Genomic DNA, 17,839 nt, shown 5'->3' on the forward strand with positions numbered 1-17,839 from the left:
GCCATGACCGCGCAGATTCATGTCCCGTCTCTGCTGTCCCGTGCCGGCGCCGTGTCGGCACTCACCCTCGCCGCCGTCGGCGGCACGATGCTGGCGCCCGGCGCCGTGTCGGAAGCCGAGGCCGCGCCCGCTCACGCCACCAAGGCGCTGAACGTGGCCGCCTCCAAGAAGGGTGCACCGTACAAGTACGGAGCGGCGGGCCCGTCCCGGTTCGACTGCTCCGGCCTGACGCTCTACTCGTACAAGAAGGCCGGCAAGACCCTGCCGCGCACCGCGCAGCAGCAGTACAACAAGACGCGTCACCTGTCGGCGTCGAGCCGGCAGAAGGGTGACCTCGTCTTCTTCCACTCCGGCGGCAGCGTGTACCACGTCGGCATCTACGCCGGCGGGAACAAGATCTGGCACTCGCCGAAGTCCGGATCGGTGGTGAAGCTGGACCGCATCTGGTCGAAGTCGGTGTACTACGGCCGCGTGCGCTGATCCCCCCGACCGCGCATGATCCGCGGTACGGGGGTACTCGCGCAGGATGTATCAAGAGCACCCCTGTACCGCGCGCCCGGAGACACCGCGGCCACCTGACCACCGCAGGTGATGCTCCGCGCGCTCCGGCGAGGCCCCGGGGGGGTGTGCCGGGCCGCCCTCAGTTCTGGACGGGGACCGTCCACGGCAGGGCGATCCAGACGGTCTTGCCGCCCTCCCGCGTCGGGGTGACGCTGAGCCGTCCGCCCCGCTCGGCGGTGAGCCAGCGGATGATGACCATACCGCGGCCGTTGTCCTGCTGGACTGCGGCGGGCAGCCGCTGCGGCCACCGCGGATGACTGTCGGTGACGCCGATGCGCAGGTGCTCGTCGCGCTCCAGCCGGAGGTCCACCGTGAAGGTGGGCGACTGCCCGAAGGTGTGCTGCACGGCGTTGGTGGCGAGCTCGGAGACGATCAGCCGGACGGTGTCCGCCGTATCACTGTCGTCCGGCAGACCCCATTCGCGGAGAACCTCCGCCACGTATCTGCGAGCAGCGGAGACCGAGGCTGGATCGCTCGGCAGAGTGACGGATGCTTCCTGGTGGTCTGCCATGGCGATCTGTCCCTTTCCCACCGGGGCCGGGACTCCGACGAGGAGCGATGCACTGCGAGGCGGCCACGGTTTGCGCTTCGCGCCAGAGTGCCACTTATGTCGCCCCCGGTGGCGGCGATCCCCCAGGATCTGCATATATCTGTCGCTCGAAGCGGTGAACCCTGCTACGCGAGAACGGATTCCTCCGGCAGACTGGCAGGTTGGTCCGCCGTGCGGACGAACGGCGGGGCCGGAAAGGGAGGCGGTCGTGCGGGGGACGCGGCACGGACCGGCGGTGCGCCGCCGCAAACTCGGTGAGGAGCTGCGCCGGCTGCGGCTGGGCGCCGGGCTCACCAGCCGGGACGCCGCCCGGCTCGTGGGCTGGCACCAGTCGAAGATCAGCCGGATCGAGACCGGCGCGAGCGGGGTGACCGGCGCGGACGTGGCGCGGCTGCTCGACGCCTACGGCGTGCGGGAGCCGCGGCTGCGGGCCCTGTTGGAGGCGCTCTCCGGGGCGGCGGAGGGTGGAGGCGGCACCGGGTGGTGGCACGCGTACCGGGGCGTGCTCCCCCCGCAGTACCGGGACTTCATCAGCCTGGAGTCGCAGGCCTGCACGGCGCGCACGCTGGAGACCTCGGTGGTGCCCGGCCTGTTGCAGACCCCCGACTACGCGCGGGCGGTGACGCGGGCGGCGCTGCACGGGCTGCCCGCGGCGAAGGTCGACTCCCTGGTGGAGGTGCGGATCGCCCGTCAGGAGGTGCTGCACGGGGATCCGCCGCTGCGGCTGGAGGCGGTGCTGGACGAGGCGGTGCTGCGGCGGCAGGTGGGCGGCCCCGGAGTGATGCGGGCGCAGTTGCGGCGACTGCTGGAAGTGGGGAGCCTGCCGCAGGTGCGGCTCCAGGTGCTCCCCTTCACGATGGGCGGTTACGTCGGCCTCTCCGGCCCTTTCGTTATCTTCTCCTTTCCGAACATCTCTGATCTGGATGTGGTTGTTCTCGACCACTTGACGAGTAGCCTCTATCTCGAACGCAGGGAAGACCTCGAGGCGTACTGCGCCGCTTTCCGCACCATGCAGGCGCACGCCCTGACGCCCGAGGAGTCGTCGGAACTCATCGCCGGGATCGGTGACGGCGCGTAGGGAGAGGCACCCCACATGTCTGCTTACCTCGCACACCACGACGGCCCGCACTGGCGGCGCAGCAGCCGCAGCGTGGGCATGAACAACTGCGTCGAGGCCGCCCGCCTCGACGCGGCGCACCTCGCCGTACGGGACTCCAAGGACACCACCAGGCCACCGCTTACCTTCTCGGCGGCGGTCTGGTCCTCCTTCGTCAGCTCCCTGAAGGAGGCGGACTGACGGACGGCGCCGTACGGAGGATCGTGGCCACCGCCGTCTCGATCTGACCTTCCGTCAGGTCGGCCCGGGCGGTCAGCCGCAGGCGGGAGATGCCGTCCGGCACCGACGGCGGCCGGAAGCAGCCGACCGCGACGCCCTCGGCACGGCAGTCGGCGGCCCACCGCACCGCCTGCTCCGGCGACGGCGCGCGCACGGAGACGACGGCGGCGTCCGGACGTACGGCGGTCAGGCCCGCCGCCGTCAGCCGCCCGTGCAGGGTGGCCGCGACCTCGCGCGCCCGCTCCGCCAGGCCCGGCTCGTCGCGCAGCAGCCGCAGGGCCGCCAGCGCGGCGCCCGCCGCGGCCGGGGCGAGGCCCGTGTCGAAGATGAAGGTCCGGGCGGCGTTGACCAGGTGGTCGATGACCCGCGCCGGGCCGAGGACCGCCCCGCCCTGGCTGCCCAGGGACTTGGACAGGGTGAGCGTGGCGACGACGTCCGCGCCGCCCGCGAGCCCCGCCGCGTGCAGCGCACCGCGCCCGCCCTCCCCCAGGACGCCCAGACCGTGCGCGTCGTCGACGACCAGCGCCGCCGCGTGCGCCCGGCAGGCGGCGGCGAGTCCGCCGAGCGGCGCCGCGTCGCCGTCCACCGAGAAGACCGAGTCCGTCACCACGAGGGCGCGGCGGCCCGGGTGGGTGTCGAGGGTCTTGGCGACCGCGTCCGGGTCGGCGTGCGGGACGACCACGGTCTCGGCGCGCGACAGCCGGCAGCCGTCCACGATCGAGGCGTGGTTGCCCGCGTCGGAGACGATGAGCGAACCGCGGGCGCTGAGCGCGGTCAGGGCGGCGAGGTTGGCCGCGTACCCGGAGGAGAAGACCAGCGCCGCCTCGAAACCGCAGAAGCCGGCCAGCTCCCGCTCCAGCTCCGCGTGGAGCTCCGTGCTGCCGGTGACCAGCCGGGAGCCGGTGGCGCCCGCGCCCCACCGGCGGGCCGCCCGGGCGGCCGCCCCGGTGATCTCCGGACGGCGGGTCAGGCCCAGGTAGTCGTTGCTCGCCAGGTCGAGCAGGTCCGGCTCGGCGGGGCGCGGGCGCAGTGTGCGCACCAGACCGGCGTCCGCGCGGCGGCGCGCCTCGGCGTCGGTCCAGTCGAATGGATCCTGCGGCATGGGCGGTCCCTTTTGTCGTCGGTCCCTTTGTAGGCAGCGCACAGACCCTAGCCGGGGACGGCCGCGGTCACAGTGTGGTCATACACACACCGCTGAGCGGCTCTCTTGTCCGGTTCCTCCTTGGCCAGCGGGCGGGCGGTAGGACAGGATCGGCGCCATGGACCTGTTGAACACGCTGGTGGACAAGGGGCTTCGGCGCGAGCTGCCGACCCGCGAAGAAGCGCTCGCCGTGCTGGCGACCTCGGACGACGAGCTGCTGGATGTGGTGGCGGCGGCCGGCAAGGTGCGGCGCGCGTGGTTCGGGCGCCGGGTCAAGCTCAACTATCTGGTCAATCTGAAGTCGGGGCTGTGCCCGGAGGACTGTTCGTACTGTTCCCAGCGGCTCGGGTCCAAGGCGGAGATCCTCAAGTACACCTGGCTGAAGCCGGAGGAGGCCTCCAAGGCGGCGGCCGCCGGTGTCGCGGGCGGCGCCAAGCGGGTCTGCCTGGTCGCCAGCGGCCGCGGCCCGACGGACCGGGACGTGGACCGCGTCTCGCAGACCATCGCGGCGATCAAGGAGGAGAACGAGGGCGTGGAGGTCTGCGCCTGCCTCGGGCTGCTCTCGGACGGCCAGGCGGAACGGCTGCGGTCGGCGGGGGCCGACGCGTACAACCACAACCTCAACACGTCCGAAGGGACGTACGGGGACATCACGACCACGCACACGTACGCGGACCGCGTCGACACCGTGCAGAAGGCGCACTCCGCGGGCCTGTCCGCGTGCTCCGGGCTGATCGCGGGCATGGGCGAGAGCGACGAGGACCTGGTCGACGTGGTCTTCGCGCTGCGCGAGCTGGACCCGGACTCGGTGCCGGTGAACTTCCTGATCCCGTTCGAGGGCACGCCGCTCGCCAAGGAGTGGAACCTGACCCCGCAGCGGGCGCTGCGCATCCTGGCGATGGTCCGGTTCGTCTGCCCCGACGTGGAGGTCCGGCTGGCGGGCGGGCGCGAGGTGCACCTGCGCACGCTCCAGCCGCTCGCCCTGCACCTCGCCAACTCCATCTTCCTGGGCGACTACCTCACCAGTGAGGGCCAGGCCGGCAAGGCGGACCTGGAGATGATCGCGGACGCCGGTTTCGAGGTCGAGGGCGCGGACACCACCACGCTCCCCGAGCACCGGGTGGACGCCGCCGCGTGCGGCACCGGTGGAGGCTGCGGTTCCGGTTCGGTGTGCTCCTCGGAGGAGCCCGCGGCGGAGGCGCCGGCCCAGACCCCCGCAGAGACTCCGGGCGCCCGTCCCGACCTGGTGGCGGTACGTCGGCGGGGAGCGGGCACGGACCTGGCGCCCAATGCCTGAGCCGCTCTCCCCCGGCGAGCTGATCGCCCTGGACCGGGCCCACGTCTGGCACCCGTACGGCCCCATGCCGGGCCGTACCGACCCGCTGGTCGTGGAGTCCGCGTCCGGGGTGCGGCTGCGGCTCGCCGAACCGGTGCAGGGCCGGAGCGAGTTGGTCGACGGCATGTCGTCGTGGTGGTCGGCGGTGCACGGCTACAACCACCCGGTGCTCAACGAGGCGGCACGCGACCAGCTCGGCCGGATGAGCCACGTGATGTTCGGCGGGCTCACCCACGAGCCCGCCGTGCGCCTGGCCGCGCGGCTGGTCGAGATCACCCCGGAGCCGCTGCGGCACGTCTTCCTCTCCGATTCCGGTTCGGTCTCGGTCGAGGTCGCCGTGAAGATGTGCCTGCAGTACTGGCGCTCGGTCGGGCGCCCGGCCAAGCAGCGCCTGCTGACCTGGCGCGGCGGCTACCACGGTGACACCTGGCAGCCGATGTCGGTGTGCGATCCGGACGGCGGCATGCACGGGCTGTGGTCCGGCGTGCTGCAGCGGCAGGTCTTCGCGGGACCGCCGCCCGTCGCGTACGAGGAGGCCTACGCGGACGAGCTGCGCGGGCTGATCGCGCGGCACGCGGACGAGCTGGCCGCGGTGATCGTGGAGCCGGTGGTGCAGGGCGCCGGCGGGATGCGGTTCCACGACCCGGCGTACCTGCGGGTGCTGCGCGAGGCGTGCGACGCGCACGACGTGCTGCTGGTGTTCGACGAGATCGCGACCGGTTTCGGGCGGACGGGCACGCTGTTCGCCGCGGAGCAGGCGCAGGTGGCACCGGACGTGATGTGCCTGGGCAAGGCGCTGACCGGCGGCTACCTGTCGCTGGCCGCCACGCTGTGCACCGCGCGCGTGGCCGACGGGATCTCCCGCGGCGAGGTGCCGGTGCTGGCGCACGGGCCGACGTTCATGGGCAACCCGCTGGCCACGGCGGTGGCCTGCGCCTCGATCGACCTGCTGCTGGGCCAGGACTGGGCGCAGGAGGTCAAGCGGATCGGGACGGGGCTCGCCGAGGGCCTCGCGGCGGCCCGGGAGCTGCCCGGGGTGCGCGACGTGCGCGTGCTGGGCGCGATCGGCGTCGTCCAGCTGGGCCATCCGGTGGACATGGCGGCCGCGACGGCGGCGGCGGTGCGCGAGGGCGTGTGGCTGCGGCCGTTCCGCGACCTGGTGTACGTGATGCCGCCGTACGTCACCGGCGACGAGGACCTGGCACGGATCTGCCGCGGTGTGTGCGCGGCTGCACGGGAGGGCTGAGATGACGGTACTGGTGGTCAGCGGCACGGGCACCGAGATCGGCAAGACCGTCGTCACGGCGGCTCTCGCCTCGGTGGCCCGGGCGGCGGGACGGTCGGTGGCCGTCCTCAAGCCTGCCCAGACCGGGGTCGGCCCCGGTGAACGGGGCGATGCGGACGAGGTCGTACGGCTCGCGGGAGACGGCGTCACGCCCGTCGAACTGGCGCGGTTCCCCGAGCCCCTGGCGCCCGCGACGGCCGCCCGGCGGGCCGGGATGGCCCCGGTGGGCCCCGGCGAGGTGGCCGACGCGGCGCGGAAGCTGGCGGCCGGGCACGACCTGGTCCTCGTGGAGGGCGCCGGCGGGCTGCTCGTGCGGTACGACGAGGAGGGCGCCACGCTCGCCGACGCTGCGCGGCTGCTGGAGGCGCCGGTCCTCGTCGTGGCGCCGGCCGGACTGGGCACGCTCAACATGGCGGCGCTGACCGGCGAGGCCCTGCGGGCCCGCGGCCTGGTGCAGCGGGGCGTGGTCGTCGGGAGCTGGCCGGACGAGCCCGGCCTGGCGGAGCGCTGCAACGTGACGGACCTGCCCGAGGCGGCGGGCGCCCCGCTGCTGGGCGCGGTGCCGGCCGGGGCGGGCGCGCTCCCGGCCCGGGCCTTCCGGGAGCGGGCCGCGACGTGGCTGGCGCCGGAGCTCGGCGGTACATGGGATGCGGGCGCGTTCGCCGCGGCCGTACGCTCGTGACCCTGCGTGCTGTCGTCAGCGAGATCGTGTTCGACTGCGCCGGCCCGGCGGCGCTCGCCCGCTTCTGGGCGGCGCTGCTGGGCGGCGAGGCGGTGGACCGGAGCCCGGAGTGGTCGTACGTCGATCCGCCGGGCTTCGTACGGATCGCGTTCCAGCGTGTGCCGGAGGGCAAGGCGGTGAAGAACCGGCTCCACCTGGACCTGGAGGCGGGCGACGTCGAGGCCGCGGCTCAGTGGGCGGTACGGCTGGGGGCGGAGCGGGTCGGCGGCATGGTGACGGACGACCACGGCGAATTCCAGGTGCTGCGGGACCCCGAGGGCAACGAGTTCTGCTTCGTGGGCGGCTGACCCGGGGACACTGACGGTGTCTGGTCCTGCCCCCCGCCCAGGAGGTCCGCGATGCGGGACACCGTTCACCACCCGCTGTTCGCCCGGTTCTACGCGCGCGTGAGCGTCGCCATGGACGCCAGGGGCGGGGTCGCCGCGTACCGGGACGAGCTGCTGGACGGGCTGTCCGGTCGCGTCATCGAGATCGGCGCGGGCAACGGTCTGAACTTCGCCCACTATCCGGGCCGCGTCTCCGAGGTCGTGGCGATCGAACCGGAGCGGCGGCTGCGACAGCTGGCCGCGAGCGCGGCGCTGCGGGCCGAGGTGCCCGTGGACGTCGTGCCGGGCGCCGCGGAGGCCCTGCCGGTGAAGAGCGAGGCCTTCGACGCGGCGGTGGCATCGCTGGTGCTGTGCACGGTACGGGACGTCCCGCGCGCCCTGGCCGAACTGCACCGCGTGCTGCGCCCGGGCGGTGAACTGCGGTTCTTCGAGCACGGCCTGGCGGCGGGACGGGGGCTCGCCACGGCCCAGCGCGTGCTGGACCGCACGGTGTGGCCGGCGCTGTTCGGCGGGTGCCACACGGCGCGCGATCCGCTGGCGGCGATCGAGGCGGCGGGCTTCGAGATGGTGGAGTACCGCCGGTTCCGGCTGCCGGAGAAGGGGCCGCAGCTGCCGTCCTCGCCGTGCGTCCTGGGGGTGGCCCGACGGCCGTGCGTTCCACGTTAGGGTGACCGTGTGTCTCATGAGCAGGAGCAGCTGTTCGCCGCGGTCGACGCACTGCTGGAGCAGGCGGCGCAGGACCCGTTGCCGGAGCCGCCGGAGCGCCGCCGCCTGCGCGAGGCGGCGGGCCTGAGCCAGGACCAGGTCGCACAGGCGCTGTCGGTGCGCCGCGAGACGGTCACGTCCTGGGAGACGGGCCGTACGGACCCCCGCCCCCCGAAACGCGCTGCCTACGCCCGCCTGCTGTCGGCCCTGGCGGACCGCTATCCGGCCCCGGGACCCGGCGCGGCGGCGCCGGCCGACGCGGAGCTGCGGGGGCCGGACGGGGCCGTGCCGGCCCGCGTCCCCTCGTCCGCTCCCTCGCGACCGGCGCCGGTGCTGTTGCCGGAACAGGCGGGCGGCGGCCCGGCGGTGCCGGAGGCGGGGCCCGGGGCGGAGGCGGGCGCCGCGGCCGGCGCACCGGTCGAGGGCGCGCCACCTGCTGCGTCCGCCTCGCCCTCCGCCGACGCGACGGTGGCACCCACGGGAGCAGACCCGGCGGCTGCGTCCGCCTCGCCCTCCGCCGACGCGACGGCACCGGCCGTGGGCCCGGGAACGGCGGCCGGACCGGAACGGCGCCCCGGCCACGGCGCGACCCGTTCCGCGTCGCAGGCGCCCCCCGCCGGCCCCGCGGTGGGCCGGAAGGCCCCCCGCCGGGAGGGGAGCGGGCCCGGTACCGGATCCACGCGCCGCGCGGGCGGCGACGCGTCCCCGAACGCCGTCGACGACCGCTTCGCGCACGGCGCGGTGACCGTGCTGGACGGGGACGGCAGCGCGTACTGCGCCGGCGGGCTCGTCCTCGACTGCCCGGCCACCGACGTTCCCTCGCTCGTCGAATGGGCCCTGGGCGAGGCGCGGCTGGGCGCGCCCCGGCTGCACCGCAACGGGCAGGACGCCGACCCGCTCGTGGTGCTGACGGAGTCGGCGGCCGTACGGCTCGGGCTGCCGGCCGAGCTGGCGGACCGGCGCGGGCTGCGGCTGCCCGACGACCACGAGGTCGTACGGCGGATCCGTGAGGCCGACTGGCTGCTGACGCGCCGCGGTTTCGGGCCCTGGGCCTGGGTGTACCGTCCGGCGCAGGGCAGCCGCCGCCGGTGCGTGCAGTTCGCGGTCCTGCCCTGGGGGGCACTGGACAGCCGTACGTGGGGTGACGCCGCCGGACTGCACCCGGCCGACCTGGCCGACACGCTCGCGACGTACGCCGCGCGGGTCATCACGCCGCGCGGGACCACCGCCGTCTGCGGCCTGCAGCTGATGACCGCGCTGCGCCCGCCGACCCGCGCCGTACAGGACGAGGCCACCGGCTCCTGGGTGTCCGCGCCCAGCCCGGGTGCCCTCACCGAGGCCGTCGACCCGGCGCCGCCCGAGGCACCGGACGAGCACCCGGTCGTGGCGCGGCTGTACCCGCGGGGCCACCGGCGCACGCCCGACCAGGTCCTCGACGAGGAGGCGTACGACTGGATCCGCGACCCGGAGCTGCTCACGGACGCCGAGTGCGCGAAGCCGTACGCCGTCGGCATCGACGTCAACATGGCGTTCGCGGCCGCCGCGAACCGGCTGACGGTGGGTCTCGGTGCGCCGGTCCACGTGAAGGAGCCGGTCTTCGACCGGAAGACGCCGGGCTGCTGGCTGGTCGACCTCTCGTCCGTCGAGCTCGACCCGCGGCTGCCCAGCCCGTTCACGCCGCACGGCGGGCGGCCCGAGGGACCGGCCTGGTACGCCACGCCGACCGTGGCGTACGCGGCGGAGCTGGGCCTCGACGTCCGGCCGTCCGAGGCGTACCTGCGTCCGGAGCACGGCCCGTACCTGGACGCCTGGTACACGCGGCTGCGCGACGCCTACATGGTGACGATGGAGGAGCTGGGGGTCCGGGCCGGGATGCCGGAGGAGGAGTTCCTCGCCGCGATGGAGGCGGCCGACCGGCGCCGGGCGGAGGACCCGGGGCGGGCGGCGGTGCTGTCCGCCGTCAAGTCGACGGTCAAGGGCGGCATCGGCAAGCTCCGCGAACGCCCCCAGGGCGCCGGCTACCGCCCCGGCGAGCGGTGGCCCGCTCTGGAACGCCCCACCTGGCGGCCGGACATCCGCGCGGCCGTGATCTCCGCAGCCCGGGTCAACATGCACCGCAAGATGCTGCGCCTCGCCGAAGGGGCGGGGCTGTTCCCGGTGGCCGTGCTGTCGGACTGTGCCGTGTACCTGTCGGACGGTCCCGGTCCGCTGGACTTCCTCCCGCGCACCCCGGACGGCAAGCCGCTGCCGGGCGGGTTCCGGCTCGGGGTGTCACCGGGGATGGTCAAGCACGAGGGCACGCAGTCCCTGATGTGGGCCGTGCGGCTGCTGGACGAGGGCCACAACCCGGCGCGGCACATCAAGGGCACGGACGCCGCGGCGGACGGGGAGTAGGGGCGCGACATGGGCATGTTGGGCGACAGCCTCGACCGGGCGGCGGAGCACACGTTCACGCGGCCGATCCCGAAGACGGCCCCCGCGCAGGTCCGGTTCCTGGTCAGGAGCGAAAAGGGGTCCACGCGCGCGGTGGCCGGGCGTCTGGGCGTCTCGCAGCGCACGGTGGAGCGGTACGTCAAAGGCGAGATCAAGCAGCCGCGCCCCGAGCTCGCCGCCCGGCTCGTCGCCGAGGTCCGCAGGAGCTGGCAGCCGCGGGTCCGGCAGCGGGCGCGGGAAGCGGCCGCGACGACCGGCGGCATCGTGATCGAGACGCGCGCCCGGTTCGGGTTCACCGCGGCGCCCGGCTCGACCGACGACAGCCGCCTGCGCCTGATCACCCAGCACCTGCCGCCGGCGTACGCGGCACGCCTCTTCGACGCCCGGGAGGCGGGCGCGACCGAACGGGAACTGCGGGACATCGCCGCGGAGGGGCTCCAGGAGCAGTACTTCAAGGACGGCGGCCGCCGCGCGTCCGGCCTCCAGGTCGAGTTCACGGACATCGACTACGTGGAGCTCGACTACTAGCCGGCAGGTGTCCCGTCGACCAGGCAGGCCCAGTGAGCGGGTGAGCCCGGGCACCACAGTCGTCACCGAGGCAGGCCTGTCGTCACGTCGCGTCAGTGGCCGGCTCTGCCGGGAGCTCGCTCCTCGCGACGCCGGTGCAGGCCAGTACCGCGGTGGCGGTGGCGTCGAGGAAGAGCATGAACGTCCAGGACCTGTCGGCCGCGTCGATGCGCCCTGTGCGGAGAGGCTCGTCCGCTGCACGGGAAAGGATGTCGACGGTGGTGGCGAGGGCCAGCGTCTGCTGGCCGCGCCTCTGGGTGATACGGAGCCGCCTCCGGTAGGTACGTGCCAGGCGGTCGGCGGGAACCAGGCCGTCCCAGACGACGAGGGTTCCGCCGGCGTTCAACGCGTGGCGTGCGGGTCCACATGCCGTTGTCTGCTCACCGAGCATCTCGGCGAGCCCGTCGCGCGTCACGCCCCGGCCTCGTGCCAGGACGGCTGCTGATGGAGCGTCCGCGACAAGTGGCCCACCTCCTCGGTGACAACCAGGCTGCCTCGGCCCGGCTCTTCCGCCAGCCTATGCGGCTCCGCCGGTGACACCTGACGAGCCTCGGCCGAGCGGGGTCCGGTGCGTGCGCCGGCGACCGACGACGACGCCGGGCGGTGCCTCCCGTGTCCGACGGGCCACGGGGAGGACGCGGGTGCCGGGCCGCGTGCACCCGTCAGGGTCCGCGGGCCGGGCCCCGGGGGCCTACCGGGCTTCCGCTCCCGGGAGCCGGCCGGGGGCGGACAGCTGGTGCGCGAAACGGCGGACCGCGTCCGTGAAGGCGTCGGGGGCGTCGAAGTTGGCGAGGTGCCGTGCGTGCGGGATCAGTTCGATGCGGGCGTGCGGGTGGGCGCGGGCGAAGTCCGCTTCCCCGGACCGGAACACGGTGTCCTTCTCCCCGTTCAGGATGAGCACGGGAGCCGCCACGTGGCGCATGGCGTCCGCGTCGAAGCGCCCGAGGACCTCGCCCCAGGCGGCGGGCAGGGTGTGGAAGGCGTAGCCGGAACGGATGGTCTCCTCCACCACCTCCGGCGGGTAGAGGCGCCGCAGCATCCAGTCGTTCCACCGGGCGAGGCGGTCCGCCGGAACACGGGGCACGAGCCCGGCGATCCACCGGTACGGCGCCGCCCACCCGCCGCGGGTCGACGCGCTGGCCCCGGCGAGGACCAGGCCGCGCAGCAGCTCGGGGCGGCACCGCGCGAACTCCAGCGCCGCGTAGCCGCCGAGCGAGTGACCGACGACCAGGGCGGGCCCCCGGTCGAGCGAGTCGACGGCGGCGGCGATGATCCCCGTCGCCGCGGCCAGGCTCCAGGGCTCGTCGGAGCGGGCGCCGTGGCCGGGCAGGTCGACGGCCGCCACCGGGAAGTCGTCCCGCAACGCCGTAAGTTGCGGGCTCCACTGGCCCGCGCTGAACCGCGTTCCGTGGACGAAGACGATGGGCGGTCCGTCCGCCTCGTTCATGGTCCCCCCCGACGTCCGGCCGGTGCGCCGCGATCGGCGCGTACGGCGCCGACTTCAGTCGTCCGTGCGGGTGTCACAGGCTCCACTGGCGCAGCTCTTCCGCGATGGCCCGTACGTCCGCCTCGCCCGCCTTCACCAGGCGCGCCAGGTCCCGGACCTGCTCGGGCGACGTGACCACCTTGAGGCCGCAGGCGACGAGGTAGCCGTACGCGACGGCCGAGGCGAACATGGCGTTGGAGTGCTCCAGGGCCGGGACGTGCAGCAGCAGTTGGAGGAGTGCGGCGGCGCGGGCGTGCGGGTCGGCGTAGACCGGGGTGCCGAAGATCCCGGCGTCGTGCCGTGCCACGGCCGCGACGAGCGCGCCCCAGTCGGTGACCTGGGGGTCGCCCGGCGTCTTGTGCTCGGCGATCATGAGGAGCCAGGCGAGGTCGATGGAGAGGCTCATCCGTGAACCGCCGCCGGATCCTCCGCCGCGACCGGCATCACCAGGGGCCCGTCGGCGCCGACCGGCATCACCAGGGGCTCGTCGGCGGCCTCGGCGACCGCCCTGCCCGGTGCGGCTCCGGTCACCGCTCGCCCTGCGGGCGCGGCCGTTCCCCCTTGGCCCGCGGCGGACGGTCCGCCGGGAACTCCTCGGCGAAGACCGCTTCGTACTGCTTCATGAAGTCGGCAGCCGCCTCCACGAAGGTGCGCCCCACCTCGCCCGCGTCCTGCTGGACGAGTTCCTCGATGTACCGGTTCACGCTGACGCCCCGCTGCTGCGCCCGGCGGCGGGCGGCTTCCGCGGTGGCTTCGTCCACGCGAACGTTCAGCTGCGTCTTGGCCACTCCCTCACGCTAGCGCTGCCGCGCTAGCACCGGCAAGAGTAGGCGGACCCGAGCTGGGCAGGGTGAGTCCGATGGAGGTGGGTTCATGACAACAGAGTTCCGTTTCGGTGTGAACCCGGTGGCGCCCGCCGCGGGCGTTGCCGCGCGGGAGGCGACGTGCCGTTGCGCCGAGGACCCCGGTCACGACGTCATCCTCGTGCCCGGCAACCCGGGGATGACGGCCCCCTTCGCGGCGCTCATCGCATGAAGGACCTTGATGACGACATGAACGATCTGGTGATACGCACCGCCGGGCCGGGCGACCTCGACGCGGTTCTCGCGTTCTGGAAGTCCGCCGCCGAGGGGACCAGCATCAGCGACGACCGCGAGGGCGTCGAGCGCCTGATCGCCCGGGACCCGGAGGCGCTGATCCTCGCGGAGCGCGCCGGTGAGCTCGCGGGCACCGTCATCGCCGGCTTCGACGGCTGGCGCTGCCACCTCTACCGGCTGGCCGTCCACCCCGGCCACCGGCGCCGGGGCATCGGCGCGGCGCTCCTCGCGGCCGCCGAGGAGCGTTTCGTACGGCTCGGCGGCCGGCGCGGGGACGCCATGGTGCTGGACCGCAACGAACTCGCACAGCACGCATGGCGGGCATCGGGGTATGCGCCGCAGGAGGAGTGGAGCCGCTGGGTGAAGCCGCTCGACGGCCGGCCCTCCTAGCATTTTGCCGACCCTTTACCATGGTGGACATTCACACGTGCACCACCGACCGAAAGGCGTGAGCGTCCGCCCATGGGCGAGCCTCCCCGTACTCGACATCGCGCGTTCCTCCCCGCCCTGTCCGACGATGGGACGGAGGTGAACCGATGACCGAAGTGCTTCTGCTCGCCGTGGCGCTGCTGCTCTGTGTGGCCTGCGGTGCCTTCGTGGCGGCCGAATTCTCGCTCACGACGGTCGAGCGCAGCGAACTCGAACGGGCCGTGGAGCGGGGTGAGCGCGGCGCGCCCGGTGCCCTGAAGGCCGTGCGCTCCCTCACCTTCCAGCTCTCCGGCGCCCAGCTCGGCATCACCGTCACGAACCTGATCGTCGGCATGCTCTCCGAACCGTCGATCGCCAAGCTCATCCGGGGGCCGCTCCAGGACATCGGGCTGTCGGCGTCCACCGCGTCCTCGATCGCCCTGGTGCTGGGCACGGGCCTGTCGACCGTCGTCCTGATGGTCATCGGTGAACTGGTCCCGAAGAACTGGGCCATCTCCTCGCCGCTGGGCGTCGCCAAGGTCGTCGCCACCCCGCAGCGGATCTTCAGCGCCGCGTTCCGGCCGCTGATCGGGCACCTCAACAACACGGCCAACCGGCTGGTGCGCCGGCTCGGCCTGGAACCCGCCGAGGAGCTCGCCTCGGCGCGCAGTCCGCAGGAGCTGGTGGCCCTGGCCCGGCACTCCGCCAAGGAGGGCGCCCTGGAGGCGGACACGGCCGAGCTGTTCGTCCGCACCCTGAACCTGGCCGAGCTCACCGCGGAGAACGTCATGACCCCGCGCGTCCAGGTCACCGCCCTGGAGGCACAGGCCACCGCCGAGGACGTCGCCAACGCCACGCGCGCGACCGGACTGTCCCGCTTCCCGGTGTACCGGGGCAGCCTCGACTCCGTCATCGGGACGGCCCACATCAAGGACGTCCTGGCGGTGCCCGCCGGGGAGCGGCTGCGCAGGCCGGTCACCGAGCTGCTGCGCGAGCCGCTCCTCGTACCGGAGTCGCTCACCGTGGACCGGCTGCTCGACCGGCTCTCCGGGAAGCAGACCATGGCCGTGGTCATCGACGAGTACGGCGGCACGGCCGGCGTCGTGACGCTGGAGGACATCGTCGAGGAGGTCGTCGGCGAGGTACGCGACGAGCACGACCCGCACGAGACCCCCGACCTGGTACGGGCGGGCGAGGACGCCGACGGGCGGCTGCTGTGGTCGGCGGACGGCGCCGCCCGCACCGACCAGCTGGAGACCATCGGGCTGCGCGTGCCGGAGGGCCCGTACGAGACTCTCGCCGGGCTCATCGCCACCACGCTGGGCCGCATACCGGCCGTCGGCGACCGCCTGGAACTGGCCGGATGGCGGCTGGACGTCATGGACGCCACCGGGCGCCGGGCCGCTCGGGTGCTGCTCCACGCGCCCGAGGAAGGCCCGGACACGGACGGCGACGGCACGGCCGGGCCGGCCGCCGCGTCGCACGCCCACAAGCACGGGCACCGTCACGGCCACAAGCACGGGCACGGGCAGGAAGCCGGGCGGCCCGGGGAGCGGCAGGCCGGCGCCGGACGACGGAGCGACCGGGACGGGGAGGCGGGCCGATGACCGCGATCCAGCTGCTGATCGGCTTCCTCACGCTGGTCGTGAACGCCTTTTTCGTCGGCGCCGAGTTCGCCCTGATCTCCGTGCGCCGCAGTCAGATCGAGCCCGAGGCCGAGGCGGGGAACCGCCGGGCCCGCAGCGTCATCTGGGGCCTGGAGCACGTCTCCGCCCTGCTCGCCGCGGCGCAGCTCGGCATCACGCTGTCCACCCTGGTCCTCGGCGTGGTCGCGGAGCCCGCCATCGCACACCTGCTGGAGCCGGTGTTCGACGCGATCGGCGTGCCGCACGGGCTGGTGCACCCGATCTCGTTCGTGATCGCCCTGTCGGTGGCCACCTACCTGCACATGCTGCTGGGCGAGATGGTGCCGAAGAACATCGCGCTCGCCGAGCCGACGCGGCTGGCCCTGCTGCTGGGGCCGCCGCTGGTGGCGCTGACCAGGGCGCTGCGCCCGGTCATCTTCACGATCAACGCGTTCGCCAACGCCGTGCTGAAGCTGCTGAGAGTCGAAACGCGGGACGAGGTCTCGGCGACGTTCTCGGACGACGAGCTGGCGCGGATGGTGACGGACGCCAGCCACGCCGGACTGCTGGACGACCGGGCGACCGAGCGGTTGCACGACGCGCTGGAGCTGGGACGCCGTCCGGTGAGCGACGTGGTGATGCCGGTGGAGCGCGTGGTGTACGCGCGGGTCGGCACCACCCCCGCGGAGCTGGAGCAGTTGTCGGCCACCTCCGGGTTCTCGCGCTTTCCGGTGGTGGACACCACCCGCGGCATCCTCGGCTACCTCCATGTGAAGGACGCGCTGGACGTGATGCCGCGCGACCTGCCGTTCCCGGTGTCGGCCATGCGGCCGATCGCGCGCGTGCGGGCCGCCACGCCGCTGGACGACGTGCTGACGGCGATGCGGCGCAGCCGTACGCATCTGGCGGCGGTCCTGGACGAGAACGGCAAGCTGGCCGGGCTCGTCACGATGGAGGACGTGCTGCGGGAGCTGGTGGGCCGGCCCGCGGGCTGAGACCCGCCCTCACGAGCCGCCCCGGCCCGTAGGACCCGGGGCGGCGGCCGGCGGCGCCGGGGAGTGGCCGCACGGTGGCGGCGTCCGCCCGGGGCGGCGGACGGGACGCTGCGGACACCCCTGGTACCGGGTGGCCGAGGACCACGCGTCGACGAGCGTGCGGTCGCCGCGGACGGCGAGCCGCCGGTCGTGGGCGCGGTAGCGGCCGTAGAGGTACAGGAGCAGGTCGCCGGCGCTCGCGCGGACCGTCGCGGTCGCTTCCACGGCGGCGCGGGCCTCGCGCCTCCAGGAGAAGCCGCCCCCGCCGAGCGTGATCGTCCACCCGGCGGTTCCGTCGGTGGCGCACAGCCGCAGTACGTCACCGTCCCGCCCGAGCTGCGACACCGGTTCCTCCGGACCCGCGCGACCCTACGCGATACGATCACTCCGCCATGGAGATGAATGCCACCTACAACAGTTTCGTCGCGGTGGGCGACAGCTTCACCGAGGGAATGTCGGACCTGCTGCCCGACGGCTCGTACCGGGGCTGGGCCGACCTGCTGGCGGCGCGGCTCGCCGCCCGTACGCCCGGGTTCCGGTACGCGAACCTCGCCGTCCGCGGCAAGTTGATCCGCCAGATCGTCGAGGAGCAGGTGGACCTCGCGGCAGCCATGAAGGCCGACGTGGTCACGCTGGTCGGCGGGCTCAACGACACCCTGCGCCCGAAGTGCGACATGGGGCGCGTGCGCGGGCTGCTGGAGGAGGCGGTCGAGCGGCTCGCACCGTCGTGCGGGCAGCTCGTGCTGATGCGCAGCCCCGGCCGCAACGGTCCGGTCATGGAGCGGTTCCGGCCACGCATGGAGGCGCTCTTCTCGTACGTCGACGAACTGGCGGCGCGGCACGGCGCGCTGGTGATCGACCTGTACGGCGCCGAGGTGCTGGGCGACCAGCGGATGTGGGACGTGGACCGGCTCCACCTGACCGCCGAGGGACACCGGCGGGTGGCGGAGGCCGTGTGGCAGGCGCTGGGCCTGGCGGCCGAGGAGGACTGGCGGGCTCCGCTGCCGCCGGCCGTGCGGACGGGCTGGCTGGACCGGCGGGCGGCTGATGTGCGGTTCGCGCGACGGCATCTGGGCCCGTGGATAGGGCGGCGGCTGACGGGCCGCTCCTCCGGCGACGGGCGTCCGGCGAAGCGGCCGGAGCTGCTGCCGTACCTGCCGGCCGACGAGCCGGCGTCCTCGTAGCAAACCACAAACCGCACCGTGGC

23 protein-coding genes are annotated in these 17,839 nt (G+C 74.0%); 15 read left to right on the forward strand and 8 right to left on the reverse strand.

Features of this window, described 5'->3' with window-relative positions:
- Positions 1-3: 3 nt before the first annotated feature.
- A complete protein-coding gene (locus tag IH00_RS0108690; RefSeq protein WP_031071328.1) occupies positions 4-480 on the forward strand; it encodes a C40 family peptidase in 477 nt (158 codons plus the stop codon).
- A gap of 160 nt (positions 481-640) precedes the next feature.
- On the opposite strand, the gene IH00_RS0108695 is transcribed toward IH00_RS0108690, so the two are convergent.
- Complete coding sequence (locus IH00_RS0108695; protein ID WP_031071330.1) at positions 641-1,072, reverse strand: ATP-binding protein; 432 nt, start codon at positions 1,070-1,072, stop codon at positions 641-643.
- Positions 1,073-1,319: 247 nt separating this feature from the next.
- On the opposite strand from IH00_RS0108695, the gene IH00_RS0108700 reads away from it, so the two are divergent.
- Positions 1,320-2,189, forward strand: a complete 870-nt coding sequence (locus tag IH00_RS0108700) for a helix-turn-helix domain-containing protein (RefSeq protein ID WP_031071333.1) — start codon at positions 1,320-1,322, stop codon at positions 2,187-2,189.
- Positions 2,190-2,204: 15 nt separating this feature from the next.
- The gene (locus IH00_RS0108705; RefSeq protein WP_031071335.1) at positions 2,205-2,408 is read left to right on the forward strand and encodes a DUF397 domain-containing protein; all 204 of its coding nucleotides are present in this window, start codon (positions 2,205-2,207) and stop codon (positions 2,406-2,408) included.
- Here IH00_RS0108705 and IH00_RS0108710 read toward each other — a convergent pair.
- The gene (locus IH00_RS0108710) at positions 2,383-3,549 is read right to left on the reverse strand and encodes an 8-amino-7-oxononanoate synthase (protein ID WP_031071338.1); all 1,167 of its coding nucleotides are present in this window, start codon (positions 3,547-3,549) and stop codon (positions 2,383-2,385) included. The genes IH00_RS0108705 and IH00_RS0108710 overlap by 26 nt on opposite strands.
- Positions 3,550-3,706: 157 nt before the next feature.
- Here IH00_RS0108710 and bioB point away from each other — a divergent pair, with 157 nt between their 5' ends.
- The 7 genes from bioB to tpg are packed head-to-tail and all read left to right on the forward strand — an operon-like array spanning position 3,707 to position 10,943.
- Entirely contained in the window at positions 3,707-4,885 is a 1,179-nt protein-coding gene (gene bioB, locus IH00_RS0108715) for a biotin synthase BioB (RefSeq protein WP_031071339.1), read from the forward strand.
- Positions 4,878-6,170 (forward strand): adenosylmethionine--8-amino-7-oxononanoate transaminase, encoded by a 1,293-nt coding sequence (locus IH00_RS0108720; RefSeq protein ID WP_031071341.1) that lies wholly within the window; start codon positions 4,878-4,880, stop codon positions 6,168-6,170. The genes bioB and IH00_RS0108720 overlap by 8 nt, the downstream gene beginning before the upstream one ends.
- Position 6,171: 1 nt before the next feature.
- The gene (gene bioD, locus IH00_RS0108725; RefSeq protein ID WP_031071343.1) at positions 6,172-6,891 is read left to right on the forward strand and encodes a dethiobiotin synthase; all 720 of its coding nucleotides are present in this window, start codon (positions 6,172-6,174) and stop codon (positions 6,889-6,891) included.
- 2 nt (positions 6,892-6,893) lie between these two features.
- Positions 6,894-7,238 carry a VOC family protein gene (locus tag IH00_RS0108730; protein ID WP_031071345.1) on the forward strand — a complete coding sequence of 115 codons (345 nt, stop codon included), beginning with the start codon at positions 6,894-6,896 and terminating at the stop codon, positions 7,236-7,238.
- Positions 7,239-7,289: 51 nt separating this feature from the next.
- Positions 7,290-7,943, forward strand: coding sequence for a class I SAM-dependent methyltransferase (locus IH00_RS0108735; protein ID WP_031071346.1), 654 nt, complete (start codon positions 7,290-7,292; stop codon positions 7,941-7,943).
- Positions 7,944-7,952: 9 nt separating this feature from the next.
- Positions 7,953-10,376: a telomere-associated protein Tap gene (gene tap, locus IH00_RS0108740; protein ID WP_031071349.1), complete on the forward strand. Its 2,424-nt coding sequence runs from the start codon at positions 7,953-7,955 to the stop codon at positions 10,374-10,376.
- Between the two features lie 9 nt (positions 10,377-10,385).
- Positions 10,386-10,943 (forward strand): telomere-protecting terminal protein Tpg, encoded by a 558-nt coding sequence (gene tpg / locus IH00_RS0108745; protein WP_031071351.1) that lies wholly within the window; start codon positions 10,386-10,388, stop codon positions 10,941-10,943.
- 82 nt (positions 10,944-11,025) lie between these two features.
- Here the strand turns inward: tpg and IH00_RS0108750 are convergent, their stop codons facing one another.
- The 5 genes from IH00_RS0108750 to IH00_RS0108770 all read right to left on the reverse strand — a co-directional run bounded on the left by IH00_RS0108750 (position 11,026) and on the right by IH00_RS0108770 (position 13,256).
- The gene (locus IH00_RS0108750) at positions 11,026-11,397 is read right to left on the reverse strand and encodes a hypothetical protein (protein WP_031071353.1); all 372 of its coding nucleotides are present in this window, start codon (positions 11,395-11,397) and stop codon (positions 11,026-11,028) included.
- A 276-nt stretch (positions 11,398-11,673) separates the two neighbouring features.
- Positions 11,674-12,429, reverse strand: coding sequence for an alpha/beta fold hydrolase (locus tag IH00_RS0108755; protein ID WP_031071355.1), 756 nt, complete (start codon positions 12,427-12,429; stop codon positions 11,674-11,676).
- Between the two features lie 73 nt (positions 12,430-12,502).
- Positions 12,503-12,874 carry a hypothetical protein gene (locus tag IH00_RS0108760; protein ID WP_031071357.1) on the reverse strand — a complete coding sequence of 124 codons (372 nt, stop codon included), beginning with the start codon at positions 12,872-12,874 and terminating at the stop codon, positions 12,503-12,505.
- Positions 12,871-12,999, reverse strand: a complete 129-nt coding sequence (locus IH00_RS45035; protein ID WP_267882553.1) for a hypothetical protein — start codon at positions 12,997-12,999, stop codon at positions 12,871-12,873. The genes IH00_RS0108760 and IH00_RS45035 overlap by 4 nt, the downstream gene beginning before the upstream one ends.
- Complete coding sequence (locus IH00_RS0108770; RefSeq protein WP_031071359.1) at positions 12,996-13,256, reverse strand: toxin-antitoxin system HicB family antitoxin; 261 nt, start codon at positions 13,254-13,256, stop codon at positions 12,996-12,998. The genes IH00_RS45035 and IH00_RS0108770 overlap by 4 nt, the downstream gene beginning before the upstream one ends.
- 85 nt (positions 13,257-13,341) lie before the next feature.
- Here IH00_RS0108770 and IH00_RS42685 point away from each other — a divergent pair, with 85 nt between their 5' ends.
- The 4 genes from IH00_RS42685 to IH00_RS0108790 all read left to right on the forward strand — a co-directional run bounded on the left by IH00_RS42685 (position 13,342) and on the right by IH00_RS0108790 (position 16,593).
- Positions 13,342-13,503, forward strand: coding sequence for a hypothetical protein (locus IH00_RS42685; RefSeq protein WP_158827752.1), 162 nt, complete (start codon positions 13,342-13,344; stop codon positions 13,501-13,503).
- A 17-nt stretch (positions 13,504-13,520) separates the two neighbouring features.
- Positions 13,521-13,955 carry a GNAT family N-acetyltransferase gene (locus IH00_RS0108780; RefSeq protein WP_031071361.1) on the forward strand — a complete coding sequence of 145 codons (435 nt, stop codon included), beginning with the start codon at positions 13,521-13,523 and terminating at the stop codon, positions 13,953-13,955.
- A 146-nt stretch (positions 13,956-14,101) separates the two neighbouring features.
- Positions 14,102-15,580, forward strand: coding sequence for a hemolysin family protein (locus tag IH00_RS0108785; protein WP_078887634.1), 1,479 nt, complete (start codon positions 14,102-14,104; stop codon positions 15,578-15,580).
- Complete coding sequence (locus tag IH00_RS0108790) at positions 15,577-16,593, forward strand: hemolysin family protein (protein ID WP_031071363.1); 1,017 nt, start codon at positions 15,577-15,579, stop codon at positions 16,591-16,593. The genes IH00_RS0108785 and IH00_RS0108790 overlap by 4 nt, the downstream gene beginning before the upstream one ends.
- A gap of 9 nt (positions 16,594-16,602) precedes the next feature.
- Here IH00_RS0108790 and IH00_RS0108795 read toward each other — a convergent pair whose 3' ends face one another.
- Positions 16,603-16,977, reverse strand: coding sequence for a hypothetical protein (locus IH00_RS0108795; RefSeq protein ID WP_031071364.1), 375 nt, complete (start codon positions 16,975-16,977; stop codon positions 16,603-16,605).
- A 47-nt stretch (positions 16,978-17,024) separates the two neighbouring features.
- Here IH00_RS0108795 and IH00_RS0108800 point away from each other — a divergent pair, with 47 nt between their 5' ends.
- The gene (locus IH00_RS0108800) at positions 17,025-17,816 is read left to right on the forward strand and encodes an SGNH/GDSL hydrolase family protein (protein ID WP_031071365.1); all 792 of its coding nucleotides are present in this window, start codon (positions 17,025-17,027) and stop codon (positions 17,814-17,816) included.
- The last annotated feature ends 23 nt before the right edge of the window (positions 17,817-17,839 follow it).

The organism is Streptomyces sp. NRRL S-118, assembly GCF_000716335.1.
Taxonomy (GTDB): domain Bacteria; phylum Actinomycetota; class Actinomycetes; order Streptomycetales; family Streptomycetaceae; genus Streptomyces.